Source organism: Peribacillus tepidiphilus (assembly GCF_009466385.1).
In the GTDB taxonomy this organism is placed as follows: Bacteria; Bacillota; Bacilli; order Bacillales; family DSM-1321; genus Bacillus_BN; species Bacillus_BN tepidiphilus.
Window position 1 is genome coordinate 1 of record NZ_WIAQ01000001.1, and the last position, 15,195, is coordinate 15,195.

General features: G+C 38.4%; 17 protein-coding genes. 5 read left to right on the top strand and 12 right to left on the bottom strand.

All coding sequences use genetic code 11. The features are described 5' to 3' along the window. Positions 1 to 296 precede the first annotated feature (296 nt). Positions 297 to 1,274: a carbon-nitrogen hydrolase family protein gene (locus tag GD441_RS00005; protein WP_153122396.1), complete on the bottom strand. Its 978-nt coding sequence runs from the start codon at positions 1,272 to 1,274 to the stop codon at positions 297 to 299. A gap of 217 nt (positions 1,275 to 1,491) precedes the next feature. Between GD441_RS00005 and GD441_RS00010 the strand changes: the two genes are divergently transcribed. Both GD441_RS00010 and GD441_RS00015 read left to right on the top strand, forming a co-directional pair. Continuing rightward, positions 1,492 to 1,980 carry a C40 family peptidase gene (locus tag GD441_RS00010; RefSeq protein ID WP_153122398.1) on the top strand — a complete coding sequence of 163 codons (489 nt, stop codon included), beginning with the start codon at positions 1,492 to 1,494 and terminating at the stop codon, positions 1,978 to 1,980. 341 nt (positions 1,981 to 2,321) lie between these two features. Further along, positions 2,322 to 2,777, top strand: a complete 456-nt coding sequence (locus GD441_RS00015) for a PH domain-containing protein (RefSeq protein WP_153122400.1) — start codon at positions 2,322 to 2,324, stop codon at positions 2,775 to 2,777. Between the two features lie 390 nt (positions 2,778 to 3,167). On the opposite strand, the gene tatC is transcribed toward GD441_RS00015, so the two are convergent. The 3 genes from tatC to ilvA form a co-directional block, all read right to left on the bottom strand. Continuing rightward, complete coding sequence (gene tatC, locus GD441_RS00020) at positions 3,168 to 3,920, bottom strand: twin-arginine translocase subunit TatC (protein ID WP_153122876.1); 753 nt, start codon at positions 3,918 to 3,920, stop codon at positions 3,168 to 3,170. A 129-nt stretch (positions 3,921 to 4,049) separates the two neighbouring features. After that, on the bottom strand, positions 4,050 to 4,247 hold the full coding sequence (locus GD441_RS00025; protein ID WP_153122401.1) for a twin-arginine translocase TatA/TatE family subunit: 198 nt from the start codon (positions 4,245 to 4,247) through the stop codon (positions 4,050 to 4,052). Between the two features lie 181 nt (positions 4,248 to 4,428). Continuing rightward, complete coding sequence (gene ilvA, locus GD441_RS00030) at positions 4,429 to 5,697, bottom strand: threonine ammonia-lyase IlvA (RefSeq protein ID WP_153122403.1); 1,269 nt, start codon at positions 5,695 to 5,697, stop codon at positions 4,429 to 4,431. 166 nt (positions 5,698 to 5,863) lie between these two features. On the opposite strand from ilvA, the gene GD441_RS00035 reads away from it, so the two are divergent. Together GD441_RS00035 and GD441_RS00040 are read left to right on the top strand one after the other, a co-directional pair. Beyond that, positions 5,864 to 6,097, top strand: coding sequence for a hypothetical protein (locus GD441_RS00035; RefSeq protein WP_153122406.1), 234 nt, complete (start codon positions 5,864 to 5,866; stop codon positions 6,095 to 6,097). Positions 6,098 to 6,284: 187 nt separating this feature from the next. Next, positions 6,285 to 6,554 (top strand): hypothetical protein, encoded by a 270-nt coding sequence (locus tag GD441_RS00040; RefSeq protein ID WP_153122408.1) that lies wholly within the window; start codon positions 6,285 to 6,287, stop codon positions 6,552 to 6,554. A 222-nt stretch (positions 6,555 to 6,776) separates the two neighbouring features. Here GD441_RS00040 and GD441_RS00045 read toward each other — a convergent pair whose 3' ends face one another. The 7 genes from GD441_RS00045 to GD441_RS00075 all read right to left on the bottom strand — a co-directional run bounded on the left by GD441_RS00045 (position 6,777) and on the right by GD441_RS00075 (position 13,580). Continuing rightward, a complete protein-coding gene (locus GD441_RS00045) occupies positions 6,777 to 6,962 on the bottom strand; it encodes a hypothetical protein (RefSeq protein WP_153122410.1) in 186 nt (61 codons plus the stop codon). A 127-nt stretch (positions 6,963 to 7,089) separates the two neighbouring features. Continuing rightward, positions 7,090 to 8,502 (bottom strand): LysM peptidoglycan-binding domain-containing protein, encoded by a 1,413-nt coding sequence (locus tag GD441_RS00050; RefSeq protein WP_153122413.1) that lies wholly within the window; start codon positions 8,500 to 8,502, stop codon positions 7,090 to 7,092. Between the two features lie 177 nt (positions 8,503 to 8,679). Then, positions 8,680 to 9,408: a lysophospholipid acyltransferase family protein gene (locus tag GD441_RS00055; RefSeq protein ID WP_153122415.1), complete on the bottom strand. Its 729-nt coding sequence runs from the start codon at positions 9,406 to 9,408 to the stop codon at positions 8,680 to 8,682. Positions 9,409 to 9,479: 71 nt separating this feature from the next. After that, positions 9,480 to 10,778: a protoglobin domain-containing protein gene (locus tag GD441_RS17560; RefSeq protein ID WP_191992055.1), complete on the bottom strand. Its 1,299-nt coding sequence runs from the start codon at positions 10,776 to 10,778 to the stop codon at positions 9,480 to 9,482. 392 nt (positions 10,779 to 11,170) lie between these two features. After that, positions 11,171 to 11,659 (bottom strand): dihydrofolate reductase, encoded by a 489-nt coding sequence (locus tag GD441_RS00065; RefSeq protein ID WP_153122420.1) that lies wholly within the window; start codon positions 11,657 to 11,659, stop codon positions 11,171 to 11,173. A gap of 203 nt (positions 11,660 to 11,862) precedes the next feature. Further along, entirely contained in the window at positions 11,863 to 12,819 is a 957-nt protein-coding gene (locus GD441_RS00070) for a thymidylate synthase (RefSeq protein WP_153122422.1), read from the bottom strand. 50 nt (positions 12,820 to 12,869) lie between these two features. Further along, the gene (locus GD441_RS00075; RefSeq protein ID WP_153122424.1) at positions 12,870 to 13,580 is read right to left on the bottom strand and encodes an anthrax toxin lethal factor-related metalloendopeptidase; all 711 of its coding nucleotides are present in this window, start codon (positions 13,578 to 13,580) and stop codon (positions 12,870 to 12,872) included. 32 nt (positions 13,581 to 13,612) lie between these two features. Between GD441_RS00075 and GD441_RS00080 the strand changes: the two genes are divergently transcribed. Next, positions 13,613 to 13,996: a GIY-YIG nuclease family protein gene (locus GD441_RS00080; RefSeq protein WP_225434097.1), complete on the top strand. Its 384-nt coding sequence runs from the start codon at positions 13,613 to 13,615 to the stop codon at positions 13,994 to 13,996. A gap of 488 nt (positions 13,997 to 14,484) precedes the next feature. On the opposite strand, the gene GD441_RS00085 is transcribed toward GD441_RS00080, so the two are convergent. Further along, positions 14,485 to 15,096 carry a YpjP family protein gene (locus GD441_RS00085; protein WP_153122426.1) on the bottom strand — a complete coding sequence of 204 codons (612 nt, stop codon included), beginning with the start codon at positions 15,094 to 15,096 and terminating at the stop codon, positions 14,485 to 14,487. Positions 15,097 to 15,195: the final 99 nt, after the last annotated feature.

Genomic DNA, 15,195 nt, shown 5'->3' on the forward strand with positions numbered 1-15,195 from the left:
AAATAGAAGGCATGCGCGAAGCGCGAAATTTTATTTGATTGGTAGGGGGTACCCCCTACCAATCAAATAAAATCAATCAACAAACAAAAATAGGTTGAAACCTTGTAATTTGTATTTTACACAATATTAAGGACTTGACTATATTTTGCCGCTGACGACCGATATTTTGCCGCTGACGACCGATATATCGAATTGACGGCCGATATCTTACTCCTGACGACCGATATATCGAATTGACGGCCGATATCTTACTCCTGACGACCGATATATCGAATTGACGGCCGATATCTTACTCACTAAGATGATTGGCCATCCTCCGTTTTTGTCCATTTCACATTCTCACGCTTCTCTTCGTTTACAATCAGTTGAAAGACATCAGGCCTTGCGTAATGGCCGACGACATCAAAATCGAATTGGCTGTACGCAATGTGGCGCAGATCGAGATCGGCGATCAGGATGTCTTCCTTACCATAGACAGGTTCTTTTACATAGTCCCCTAATGGCCCTACAATGGCGCTTCCTCCTGGACACATTTCATGAGGAGAAGAAGCCAGTTCGTCATAGCAAGCCAAATCAGTAGGATACATATCCTTCTTCACATATTGATTACATGATAAGACGAAGCACCTTCCTTCTGCTGCAATATGACGAATGGTAGATTGCCAGAGTTCTCGAGAATCTGCTGTGGGGGCTATATAAAGTTGAACGCCTTTGGCATACATTGCGGTTCTGGCCAATGGCATGTAATTTTCCCAGCAAATTAATGCCCCAATTTTTCCAAATGGTGTTTCAAACACTGGCAAGGTGCTTCCATCTCCTTCTCCCCAAATAAGCCGTTCCGAAGCTGTAGGCTTTAATTTTCGGTGCTTTCCAAGTAATGAGCCATCTGGTCCAAAAAATAACACGCTGCAGTAAACCGTGCCCCCGCTGAACTCAGTGTCCCTCTCAATAACCCCAATCACAAGATAGACCCCGGCCTTCTTAGCTGCTTCTCCTAGACGATCAGTCGTTTCACTTGGTACAGGCACCGAATTTTCCCAATACCGAAGCCAATCTTGTCGACCCTCCGGAGAACGGCTGCCAATGCTTGTTCCAAAGGTAAGTCCTCTTGGATAAGCTGGAATAAAAGCTTCCGGAAACACAACAATGTTAGCCCCTTTTTCTGCTGCCTGTAAGGTCAACGAAATTGCTTTTTCTGTACTCGCCTCTCGATCCATAATAACGGAAGCAGCTTGGACAACCGCTACCCGTACATTTTGATTCACATTGGTCATATAGTTCTCTCCCTCTTTTATATCGATTACTTGATTTCTATGATATAGAATCATGAAATAAAACAAACTTTAAGATGGTAATTCCACAAAAGTCGAAATAAATCCTTTTTCGCCGTCTTTATTTGTCGGTGAAAACTCTATAAAAAATTGAAACGGATTGAATCCTCTACTCGACTAAGCAAATGTACGGAAAATTTTATTTGATGGAGGTTTTTATATGTCAGGATCAGTTCGTTTACCAAAAGTCGTGTTGATTGGTTTTCTTCTTTTAGCCATGGTGATTTCCTTTATGTTTTCGCCTTTTATGCAAAAGGCTGATGCATCTGTTTCATGGGGGCAGGAGGTTACAGAGGTGGCAAAACAGTATAAGGGTACTCCTTATAAATGGGGTGGAAATACTTCAAAAGCCTTTGATGCATCTGGATTTACTCAATTTATTTTCAAAACATCTGCTGCAAAAATCCAATTGCCACACTCATCCAAAGCACAATACAAACTCGGCAAATCTGTGAAACCAAAGGATCTTAAAGAAGGAGACCTCGTATTCTTTAATACGAACGGAAAAGACGTGTCCTTTGTAGGAATTTATCTAGGCAAAAACCAATTTATTGCGGTTACCGTTAAAAATGGTGTATCTGTTCAATCTTTCACCTCAAAATACTGGAAGGATCGTTATGTTGGTGCTAAGCGAGTGTTAAAAGAGTAATAGAATAGAAAAAAAGAAAGTAAGACGGATGCGCTTCCTGTCTTTTCGTATAGAAACATAGAGTTTTGATTTTGATTTAAGCGAAAAAAAATGTGATCTAAGCGAAATTCCCTGTGATTTAAGCGAAAAGTCCAGTCATTTAAGCGAAACTTCATTTGATTTAAGCGAAAACTTTTTTCGATACCCCTTCCCCCTATAGTACTAATCTAATAAAATAGAGAGCCGTTCACTTCATAATTTGACGGGCTCTCCTCCTTTTTTTCTGTTATAAAAGACTTAGACAATGATGAAACATATGATTCATTTTAACCGTATAAATGGAAATGAAAGGAGGACTGCAAATGTATTTCCCGTCAAAAAAAGATCTATGGTTGACAGTCATCATTTGGACCATCATTTTGGTTTGTATCATACCGCCGATTTTACATATTGATCCTATTGGAGTCTTTATGCTTCCTACGATTTTAGACAAAGAACCAATCAAGTCGATCTTGATGGTTGGTTGCGGTTTATTTTTATCATGGCTTTGGTTTGGAACTGGGTATAAAATACAAGATTCAAAGATTAGGATTAAAAGTGGACCTTATAGAAAAACAATCAACATCAAGGAAATTAGGAAAATAAGACAAACAAAAAATCCATTTACTGCCCCTGCTTTATCGATGGATCGAATAGAAATTTATTTTGGTCAGTTTGAGATGGTCGCCTTATCTCCGAAAAATAAAAAAGAGTTTATTCATTTACTGCTAAAAGAAAACCCTCATATTCAATTGGATCCTAGCCTAATAATAGATTGAAAACAATCAACGGAAGTGGCAATCCTTAAAATATAAAAAGGATGACCTAAAAAATGCAAGTATGGCATTTTTTGGTCATCTTTCTATTTGGCTCTTTTCGCATAGATTGTTGTTTTTAGACTATAAAGTTTGCCCGTTGATTGCAGGGAGAGGCACTTGCTTTCCGCGGGGAGGGATGTCACTCCTCGGCGTTACTGCTTTTAGGGTCTCCCACTTCCCTCTTTTTCCCGCAGGACATTGAATAAGCTTCCTCGAATAAACACCGCACGGGGGAAATGCGAATGCATTTTCGAGGAGACAAATACCCTCCGCTACAATCAACTCAGATCGTGTTGTTACATTACACTTAAAAAGCAACTAACTTTACAAAACCAGCCTTCTTTTTTAACTTCATTCCTCATCCTCAAATTCAAACAGCTCTGGCTCTTCAGCTAGCTTCTTCTGTCTCCGCTTGTATACGATTTTCGAAAGCGAGATACTGATTTCATATAACAATAATAACGGAATGGTTACCAAAAAGTCTGACATGAAATCCGGTGGCGAAACGACAACCGCTACAACAACCAGCACAAAATACGCGTATTTTCTTAAGTGCTGCAGGACATATGGATTGATAATGCCCAGTGAGGTTAGGAACATAACGACGACTGGCATTTCAAAAAGGATGGCAAATGGCAGCGTCATGTGCATGATGAAACGGAAATATTTGTCTGCTGTAAAGTTTGTGACAAACATGTCTCCGCTTAATTCCACTAAGAAATTCAAGACTGTCGGAAAAATGACGAAATAACCAAAGCTTAATCCAACAATGAATAAGAGGAATAATGCCGGGATATACGTTAATGTCATTTTTCTTTCAATCGGTTTGAGTGCAGGTTTCACAAATAGCCAAATTTGCAGGGCTAAGATCGGAATGGTTGCAGCTATTGCAATTACGGTAGCTAGCATGAAGTAGACCCAAATGATGTCGCTTGGACCTAAGACCATCAATTTTACTTCTAAATCTCTTACCAGCCAATTGTAGATGTCCTCTACAAAAATAAATCCCATGATAAAGAAGGCAATGAAGGCAACAGCCGTTACAATCAATCTTCTTCTTAACTCTTCGAGATGATCGGTTATATTCAGTTCTTTATCTTCCATCTTGATCATGCCTTTCTTCTATGTATGCAGTGAGCACAGTATGGAAGCATTGGATATTCACCCAAAAGCTTCAAAAAACCCATTAAAAAGGTGCAAGATGGTTTCATCTCACACCCTTTACATCATTCATTATGGTTTCGAAATTTTTTTCTTTTCTTCTTCAAATTCTTCCATTACGTCACTCGTTAGTTCACGAGTGGACTTTTTGAATTCTCGAAGCGTTTGACCAAAAGCACGTCCGATCTCAGGAAGCTTTTTAGGACCAAAGATAATCAATGCAAGAACAAGAATCAAGATTAACCCTGGTACACCGATGTTTGAAAGCATTTGAACATCCCCTTCAATTTTAAAAAAAATGAATTCCGACTATCATTATAGTACTTTTTTGTTCGCAAATGGCCTAATGCCATTATTGTTCATATTAATGTCACAATTATACATAGAACCGTTTCGAAGAACAAGTTCATAGTCCAAATTCATTGTACCGTAAATTCCAAGATGATTCCACTTAAATCAATAAATTAAATAAATTGCTGTCTTTGTTAACTTCTACAAAGTGGAAGCCCTTTTTAATCATTCTGCTCAGTAAGCCTTCATAGTCTTCCTTCTTTTTCAACTCAATTCCCACAAGTGCTGGTCCGGAGTCCTTATTATTTTTTTTCGTATATTCAAATCTTGTAATATCATCTGACGGTCCAAGCACCTCATCGAGAAATTCCCGTAATGCGCCAGCTCTTTGCGGGAAATTGACGATAAAATAATACAACAGCCCTTCATATAACAAGGAGCGCTCTTTTATTTCCTGCATTCTACCGATGTCATTATTGCCTCCACTGATCACACAAACGACGTTTTTCCCTTTGATTTCTTCCTTATAAAAATCGAGTGCTGCAATAGAAAGAGCCCCTGCTGGCTCAGCAACAATGGCGTGTTCATTATACAATTCTAAAATCGTGGAGCATACCTTCCCTTCAGGAACAACGACAAAGTCATCAACATTTTCCCTGCAAATCTCAAAGGTTTTGGTACCTACACATTTTACGGCAGCACCGTCTACGAATTTATCAATTTCTTCTAGTGCCACCACTTTTCCTTGCTCTTTTGATACCTTCATAGAAGGTGCACCTGACGGCTCAACCCCGATACATTTCGTATGCGGGGAGATGCTTTTGAAGTACGTGGATAATCCAGCCATCAAGCCTCCTCCACCAATCCCTGCAAATAGGTAGTCTGCCGAATCCTCGATATCATTCAAAATTTCAACTGCCACTGTACCTTGACCCGCCATTACTTTTTCATCATCAAAAGGATGGATGAACTGACGATTTTCGGCTTTGGCACATTGCACGGCTTTTTCATATGAATCATCAAACGTATCTCCGACCAAATAAATTTCAACCGCATCTTTTCCGAACATTTGTACTTGGTTTACCTTTTGCCGAGGTGTTGTCGCAGGCATAAAAATTTTTCCGTTAATCCCAAGCTGTTTGCATGCATATGCTACCCCTTGAGCATGATTTCCTGCGCTAGCGCACACTACGCCATTTTTCAGCTCTTCTTCTGACAAGCTTTTCATTTTATAATAAGCTCCTCTAAGCTTGAAAGATCTGACATGCTGCAGGTCTTCTCGTTTTACAAATACATTGCACTCATATTTTTCCGATAATCGCTCATTTTTTTGCAGCGGTGTATGAGCGACGACATCTTTTAGTTGCTGGTAGGCAATTAAAATATCCTCTAGCTGTACCCATTTTTTTACATTTGTAGTTTGCCCCATAATGTCCCCCTCTTTTTTCACCTAATAATCCGTAAATTATATCATGAAATATAGATAAATCAACTCATTTTTCAAAAAATTTAGTTTATTGACATTTTTTCAGAATAAAGTTTGCGATATGATTAATAGTAATTATAAATAAGATTTGTTTAAGGAGGATCTTTAAATGGAATTTTCACTATGCTCTTTGGACTGTGCACTTCCAGTCGAAGTAACCATTGATGATGATAACGGACGGTACATGATTCGAAAAAGTGATTCAAGCGGAGTGTTTTTTAATACACCAGCAGATCTGATTACTTGGATTAGGAATAACTTTCGGCAGGAGGAGTTTTGTACACCTGAAGAATTTCGTCATTTGATGGAAAAACTTAAGGAATATGAGAGTGGAAATATGTAATTAGCAGTTTGATACGAGGTAAAATATAGATCTCACTGAATGCAGCAAACGCTAGCATTCTTCGTTCCGAACCATTTGGAGCTATAGCGCTAGTTCAGATATAATCCTTAATCCAACTTCATGAGCGCACTAACGACTGATATATTGCTCTTGACGGTTGATATATTCCTCCTGGTGGTTGATATTTTTGTCTGATGACCGATATATCTTGCCTAACGACCGATATATCGATCCAAACGACCGATATTTTGATCCTGACGACCGATATATCTTGCCTGAAGACCGATATATTGATCCTGACGACCGATATATTGATCCTAACGACCGATATTTTGATCCTAACGACCGATATTTTGATCCTAACGACCGATATATCGATCCTGAAGACCGATATATTGATCCTAACGACCGATATATTGATCCTGACGACCGATATATTGATCCTGTCTACCGATAAATCTTGCCTAACGACCGATATATTGATCACGACGACCGATATTTTGCCTCTAAACGAGCAGCTAATCAAAATGATGATACATTTTCTACTCCTAGTGACTAATTTATTCGAACTAACTAGCTTTTTTATCAACCTGAATAGCAAGAAATACTTAAAAAGAGCTCAAATATAGAGCTCTTTTACTTATTGTTGAGATCATCTACTTTTGAACTCCTATATCTTTTATAGGTCTAATTCTTGAACATCTATAATGTTTTCAAAACCATCCCTTTGATAAGCATGGTGGATTTCATACCGTGATGTGATTTTCGTTTCCATCCAATATTCACGAATCATCTTGAACATTGGAGTAATTGAAAGAACCAACAGTAGAAATGATAAAATCGATAATGTTATGATTTTTTTCAATTTTATTTCTCCTCATGATTGTCAATATCTAATTTTTTACATATTTTTCCATATCTCTTAATAAAAAAAACAGACCGATCCTCAGCGAATAGGTCTGCTAATCGTTTTATTTTTTCTAAAACAAATTTCAAAGTAATTTCCGTATCCTAAAATTGTCTTCAAGTAACACCCAATTTTGCGGGAATGGATAACCGAGTACCCAATAGCTTATTCCACGTAATCCGTAATCCTTCACTGTATCAAATTTTGCTTGAGCGCTGCGGGCATCTTCAAACCAGACTTCATGCGTGCGTCCTTGACCATCTACATACCGATAGAATGGTGTTTGCGAAGTTTGGTCATATTGAATGACTGCTCCATATCGGACTGCTCGTCGGATTGCTTCCTGCATATCAAATGTTTCAGCTTCTCGGCCTTGAACATGTGGAAGGAGCCAATCACGCGCATACACTTGAAAGCCCATAAAGATTTTGTTTCTTGGAATAACGGTAACCGCATAATCCAGAACCCGTCTGATTTCATTAAGTGGAGAGATTGCCCGCGGAGGTCCTAGCCGATATCCCCATTCGTATGTCATCAAGATGACAAAATCGACAATTCTTCCATGTGCAGCGTAGTCGTGTGCTTCATATAAAAGCCCCTTTTGTTCAGAACTTGTTTTGGGAGCAAGCGCACTTGAAACAAAATATCCTTCTGGATGCAAACGGTCTACTGCACGCTGAAGAAATTGATTATACAGCTCGCGATCAGCTGGAAATACATTTTCAAAATCAACATTCAGGCCTCGATAGCCTTTATTTCTCATTGTGTTTATAATGTTGGTTAATAATCGATTTTGTACATCTACACTGGAAAGAATGGTATGTGCCAATTTGGACCCTGGATCTTTGAAAGTGAAATTTGTGATGCACATCATTGGGACAACTCGTTCAGCTTGAGCTGCTTGAATGATTGCGGTATCGTTGATTGGTTCTAGCCCACCGTCTTCTTTCATAATGTACGCAAAAGGGCAAACGTAAGTTAAATAGTCCCCTACCTCACGAACATCTCTTCCGCCTTGTTCTCCCGCATTAATCGTATAACCATTTACGTCAATAACTGGTTTACTAAAAGGAATCGTTAACACCGTTCCCGGATAAATAAGATTAGGATCCTGAATTTGATTCGTTTTCATTATTTCTTCAACAGTCGTTCCATAGCGCTGCGCAATTTGCCATAAGGTCTCTCCAGGTTCAACAGTATGTCTACGAGCTGGAATATATAATACCATTCCTGGATGAATTCTGTTTGGATCAGCTATTTGGTTAGCCTGAATAATAGTCTCTACCGAAACCCCATATCTTTGTGCAATTCTCCATAGTGTTTCCCCAGCTCGAACGGTGTGTTGACGAGCAGCAGTAGGAATTACAATGGATTGGCCAATAAGTAAACGATTAGAATCAGGTAATTGGTTTGCATCAACGATTTGTGCCAGACTCACCCCATAACGACTGGCGATTTGCCAAAGCGTCTCTCCTCTTTGAACAACATGAATAATCATAAGGACCTCCTCTAAATTTAGTCATATACCTATTTGTATGCCGCCCATAGAAGTGAGGAAACTATAAACGGAAAAAATGCTTAAATAAAAAAAGAAGGAGAATTGTTCTCTCCTTCTTCTATTCATTAAAATTTGATAACTCCCTTTTACTTATTACACTTATGGGAAAACTCTTTTTCATGCACGGAGTTTTTCGATTTCATCCGCAATGCGTTCTTGAATTTCGTTAGCAAGAGCTTTGCTGTCTTTCCCTTCATATTGATCAGGAGTAACGGCAGGTAAGATGGAAAGTGTCACTTGACCAGGCTTGATCCATCCGCCGTTTTTTTCCATTAAACTAGCTGTTCCATAAATGGCAATCGGTACAATGGGTACCTTGGAGTCAGTGGCTAGCCGAAGACTTCCCGCTTTAAATGGGCCAACCGGTCCACCTTTACTTCTCGTTCCTTCTGGAAAAATGACAAGAGAGTGGCCGTTTTTCAATTTCTCGATCCCCATTCGAATAGCTTGAATCGATTGTCTTCTGTCTTTGCGATCCATGAATACACAGTTCATTACTTCCATCCATTTTGAAACGATTGGGATCTTTTTTACCTCAACTTTGGAAATAAAGCCGAACGGTTTTTTTATGTACCCGATGAGAACTGGGGTGTCAAAGTTTCCTTCATGGTTTGCAACAATCAATACAGGACCTTTAGGAAGATTGTGCTCCCCGATTACTTTCACTTTTCCTCCTGCTATTTTTACAAGGGTACTGGCCCATTTTTTGGGCAGGATGTGAATGATCTCGTCTCTTTCTTCAACGGGTAGCTGTTGTAGTGTGTCTTTTCTCACACTTCTTAAAGTTGGAATACTATAAAGTAAATAAGCAAAAAAATACATAAAAAAGCCTGCTGTTCGTAGCATGATGATTCCCCCTGATTGATTTACACCCATCATTATAATCGACTACTCCCTCTAGTAGTATAAAAAACGGACTATAATTTGGATGAAACCTTCATCATACTATCTGCTGAACATGCTACTTCAGAAATGGAGTTGGAAATAGAATGAACCATTTGAACAAATTGATCAAGTTCTTTTTTCAATCTTTCGTTGTGCCCTTTGTTTTCAGTCATAAACGCATGAATGGAGTTAAATAAGCTCATCAGCACATCAATTTCCGTTTTTCCATTATGCGTCAGTTCAAAGATTTGGGACATGGATTCGCTGATTTTGGCCATTTGATCTTCCGTATGGTTGGTTAGTGCTGACACTCCAGATACAGATTTTTTTGTTTGTTCAGCAAGCTTCCTTACTTCTTCCGCTACGATGGCAAATCCTCGGCCATGCTCCCCGGCTCTTGCCGCTTCAATTGCAGCATTAAGTGCAAGTAAATTCGTCTGTTCAGCAATAGAAGTAACTAAGTTTACAATGTCCCCGATTTGCTGAGAAATGCCCCGTAATTGATCCATTTCATACTGAATAGCACCTGCTTTTTCTTCAAGCAGGACCATTAAACGACTATGATCCGTAAGTCTGTCCTTTCCTGATTCTGATTTTTCTAGCGCTTGTTCACATAAGTTAAATGCATACAGAGACAAGTCTGTCAGCTGCTCAGCTTGAAGACCGACCTCTTGTGCACAGGTGCTTGTTTCATCAGAAACAGCCGATAATTCCTTAGTAGTCTGAATAAGATTTTGAAGGATGAGTTTTTTTCTATCTGATGATTCTTTCCTGAGCCTGTCATTTTCTTCTTCATACGCCTCTACGACAACTTGTTTTTCAAAATTCAAAATTTTAGAAATAAGTTTTATGTATTCGATGCACTCATCTACACCCGAAATATACGGTTTAATAACCTGAATGATTTCAAAAGAAAGTTTTTGGAACGAAGCAATATACCATTTTGGTTCAAGTCCAATTCGGACGTGAGCATTCGCGATTCGTTTTCTTTGTTCAATAAAAGCAGCATTTATTTCACCAGAGAACATTTCCATCAGATGCCTTTTTAATGTTCCTTTCAGTCTGTCTACCGTACTATGTTGGAATATCTTCTCTTGTAAATAAGGCACTTCCAACACGGACTCGTAAAATTTTTCTGTTATTTCGTCGGCATGCTCACGCAATACGGCTTGGATTTTTTTTGCATTTTCCAGATCTTGAACAGAAATATCCATCATTTTTAATTGATGATTCAAATCACTGCTTAATTCTGATGATTGGAAAAGAGTGTATTCGCTAAACTCGCAAAAAGATTCCTTCTCTTCTATTTTCTTCCCCCATTTGAGCTTCATAAAGATCCCCCCTAGTAAACCAAACAAATATGGTAACAATTGGAGTCTAACACAAAATTTTCCTACCATAAAGAGAATTTTTTGTAAGAAATGCTAAAGGTATTATGGATAGAGGAAGGAGAAGGATGGTCTTAGGTACGTATTACGAATCATACGACCTCCCATTTCGTACTTCAGCCGAATTTTTGGTTTCGCTTAAATCAAAGGTGTTTTCGCTTAAATCCCCTGACGTTTCGCTTATATCACAGGACTTTTCGCTTAAATCAGCCGAGGTTTCGCTTAAATGATCAAGATTTTCGCTTAAATCAAAATTTTATGTATTCAGTAGTCTGATCATGCTGCAAAAAAAAGACAAAAAACCTGTGCCGACTTAGGTACTCGGCACAGGTTTTTTAGGATTTCCGCTCGTAAATATAATAATCATGAGCATATTTGTTTTTTTCATCAACTGGACCAGGAGTTTTGGAAACCAATGTCCATTCCTTTTCATCAAAAGGCGGAAAGTATATATCCCCTTCAAATTGGTGATAAATTTTGGTGATATATAATTTGCTCGCAAACGGAAGGACTTGTTTTATGAGTTCCGCTCCGCCAATGACAAAGTACTCATTCGGCTTACTTTCTGTATAAGCCTTTAATTCCTCCATGGAGTGGAGAATGGTGCAATTTTCTTGTTGATAATCTGGATCTCTCGTTAGAATGACATTTTCTCTGCCTGGAAGCGGACGGCCAATCGACTCGAAAGTTTTACGCCCCATGATCACCGGATGCCCCATTGTCGTCTTTTTAAAATATTGCAAATCAGCCGGCAGGTACCATGGTAGCTCGTGACCCTTCCCAATCAAGTGGTTTTCATCCATAGCAACAATAATTGAAATCATCCTGCTTACCTCTCTATTCGTAAGACTTAACTGGTATCGATTTTTCAAGTAGTTCCTGAAATCCAAGAAACTTCATATGTAAAATATTTATAATCTTACCAATTATCCTGTTAAAAATGAACCATTTCCGGATAAAGAATTCCAACATACTACAAGAGGGTGTTCCCCTCCTATATTTTTGGGACACCCTCTAAATTAAAATCCTATACAGCAACTGGCGCTTTTATTGCTGGATGTGGATGATAATTCTCAAGCGTCAAATCATCCAGCTCACATTCAAAGACGGATTTCAAATCATCTCGGATGATTAGCTTCGGAAGCTCTCTAGGCTCCCTTGTTAATTGAGTTTCCACTTGTTCTATGTGGTTTAAGTAAATATGTGCATCACCTAACGTGTGGATGAATTCTCCTACCTGCAAGCCGCATTCTTTAGCAATTAAATGTGTTAATAAAGAATAGCTTGCTATGTTAAAAGGAATGCCTAAGAAAATGTCGCCACTTCGCTGATATAATTGGCAAGATAATTTACCTTCTGAAACATAAAATTGAAACATCGTATGGCATGGCGGTAGTGCCATAGAAGGGACATCTTCAGGATTCCACGCAGAAACGATCAACCTTCTAGAGGATGGATTTACTTTGATTGTTTCAATCACATCTTTCAATTGGTCAATGGTCTCTCCAGTTGAAGTTTTCCATTCTCTCCACTGTTTTCCGTATACATTTCCTAATTCACCATAAGTCTTGGCAAATTCTTCATCCGTTAAAATTCGTTCTTTAAATCGTTCCATCTGTTTTTGATAGACCTTATTAAACTCCTCATCTTCTAGTGAACGCAATCCAAAATTCGTCATATCCGGACCGTCATAATCTGTACTCTCCACCCATTTTTTAAACGCCCATTCATTCCAAATATTATTGTTATGTTCAAGAAGATATTTTATATTGGTATCCCCTTTTATAAACCATAGAAGTTCAGAAGCAACGAGTCTGAAAGGAACTCTCTTTGTTGTTAGCAGCGGAAACCCTTCTGATAAGTCAAAACGCATTTGATACCCAAATATACTTTTTGTGCCTGTTCCTGTTCGATCGTCTTTCACTGCCCCATTTTCTAAGACATATTTACATAAGTTTAAATATGAATATTCATTTTTACTCATGTTGATTAGAATCCCCTTTTATTTCTTCGATTAGAAGTCATTTCTTAGCTCTATTTCAGCTTTTTAATAAATTGATACGTTCGAGGTGCTTTCCATTTCACTATTTTTCTTGTTTCTTCACTAAAATAGTACGTAGCAAATGCCTCTGCAAAGTACTCTTCTGGATGGTTTAAAAAATAAGCTTGATTTGGAAAGAGAAGGTCTGCTTCCTTTTTCCAAATCCGTAAAAATTTTTCCTGGTACCGTATGTTATTATAAACCATTTTATCAAGCGTATGGGCAAATTCATGTAATTCTAAGTTAATCGATCCATGGCCTTTCCCTTTTTCACTGTGACCGATCTTCACGTATACAATACGGCTGCCTCCCATACCAGGAACAGAATCCCATGTTTTATTTGAATCTGAATATCCTCGTGGGGTGATCCCCTTTAAGTGTTCAGCATGTTTTTGGTCGGTTAATGAACCGTTGAAAAGTTTAATTTTTATCTTTCGATTCGCTGCCTGCCGAAGGATACTGTCTGGCACACGATCCAGGCTTTCTGCAATCTTTCCGGCCTCATCAGCCTGAAACGGTTCTTCTGGAAAAAGTAGAATTTCTTGTAAATATTTATTTTCTACTAAACATTCATTTTTCCTCAGCTCATGTTCAATCGGAAGAGCATGAAAAGGTACCCCCTCTTCAGAAGCTAATGAGATGGTGTAAAATGATAGAATAGCAGTAACGATTGATATGGATAGGATCCCTTTTTTTATTCTCATGATGCATAATCCTTTCCAATAGGGGTGTCCAAATGAAAGATATTGTCTATGATGTACAAAAAGGTCACACACTGTATGCTGTATTTCTAGAGTTAAAGGAATGGAACACAATAGAAATCGGAAAGCTTGGGACATTCTCTTTTGCTCCTGGTGTGTATGTGTATGTAGGGAGCGCCAAAAAGAACATGGAAAAAAGGCTTGCCAGGCATGTGCAGATCGACAAGAAGAAAAGGTGGCACCTTGATTATTTAAGACCGTATTGCCAAATTACTAAAATTATATCATATGAAACTAGCATCGGAGAGTGCGGCCTAGCTTCCAAATTTAAGAAAAAAGGAAAGGTTTGTGTACCTCGTTTTGGAGCTTCTGATTGTAAATGCGGGGGGCATCTTATTTTTCTTGGGGAATGTAAGTAGCGTTTTATTTTTGGCTTCCATATAATGAAATACCCATTTAAAAAATAGGTGAGAGAATGAGAAGATTCCGGTGTCATAAGTGTATTGAAGAAAACCCCGAGCTCACAAATGAAATCATGAGAATTGTCAGCATGGAGCTGTTCATCATTTTGGATCTGCTGCTATTCACCGTTTTCCTTGGCATCCTTTTACATGCTGCTACATTGGACTTTAGAATCTATTGCTTCGTTCCCATTGGGTTTTTTGCTTTTTTCTACATGATCCTAAAATTCGTCATTTTTCCTTTGAATAAGAAGTAAAAAAAGTGCTGTCCGAAAAGGGCACCTTCATTAAAAATTGAAAATCTAGAATGCTGAAATATCCATATTCTTGAACATAAAAAGGGGCATCCAAAAGCCGAAAATTCGACTTATTGGACAGCCCCCTTTCAGTCTGATTGCACTTGCAATATTACCTAAAAAATGCTAGGCACGAGCCTGACACTTTATTTATGAATAGATCGATCCGCCTGTCCAATTCGGAGGCGTGTTTTTATCCCAGTATAGGCTTCCAAGATCGTAATGCTTGATGAAATTGTCATCTGCGAGGTGGTAATGAAAGTTAAACCAATATCCTTGTTGTGGAGGTTTTTCTCTTCTTACGTGAAAACGGATGATGTCCTGTCCAGTCTTTTCATGATAAATATGGAATATTTTTTCACCTGTTCCGCCCGTTGGCTTTTCGGAAATGGCTAATTGTGCTAAATCATCCTCATCATGTGTAGCTGCAACCATTGCGATGGCTTCTTCAATCTTAGGAAGAATTAATTCTTTAAACTCGTTTTCAATTCGCGGCTTAATTTTATCGCCAAATTTTACATACGCATTCAGCTCGGCTTTTTCCATGATTTCGTTCATGAAGGTCTCTTTATTTCGATCATGAACATATGTATAATGCTTCTGAATGTCGCTGCTTTTGGCCTCCTCAAACGAATCCTTCTTTGGAGATTTGTTGGCTGAAGCATCCTCTAGCCAATGCAGCTCTGATGGCGTAATCAACCCGAATGTCAATATGGAAATTAAAATAATGAGACTTTTTTTCATCCATTTTGAATATTTCATTTCAATACCCCTCAAATTTCTCTACGATCTTATTCTACGAAACTACTAAGTGAAAGGTTTCGTTTTTTATAGGCAAAAAATATATATCTACATTTTAAC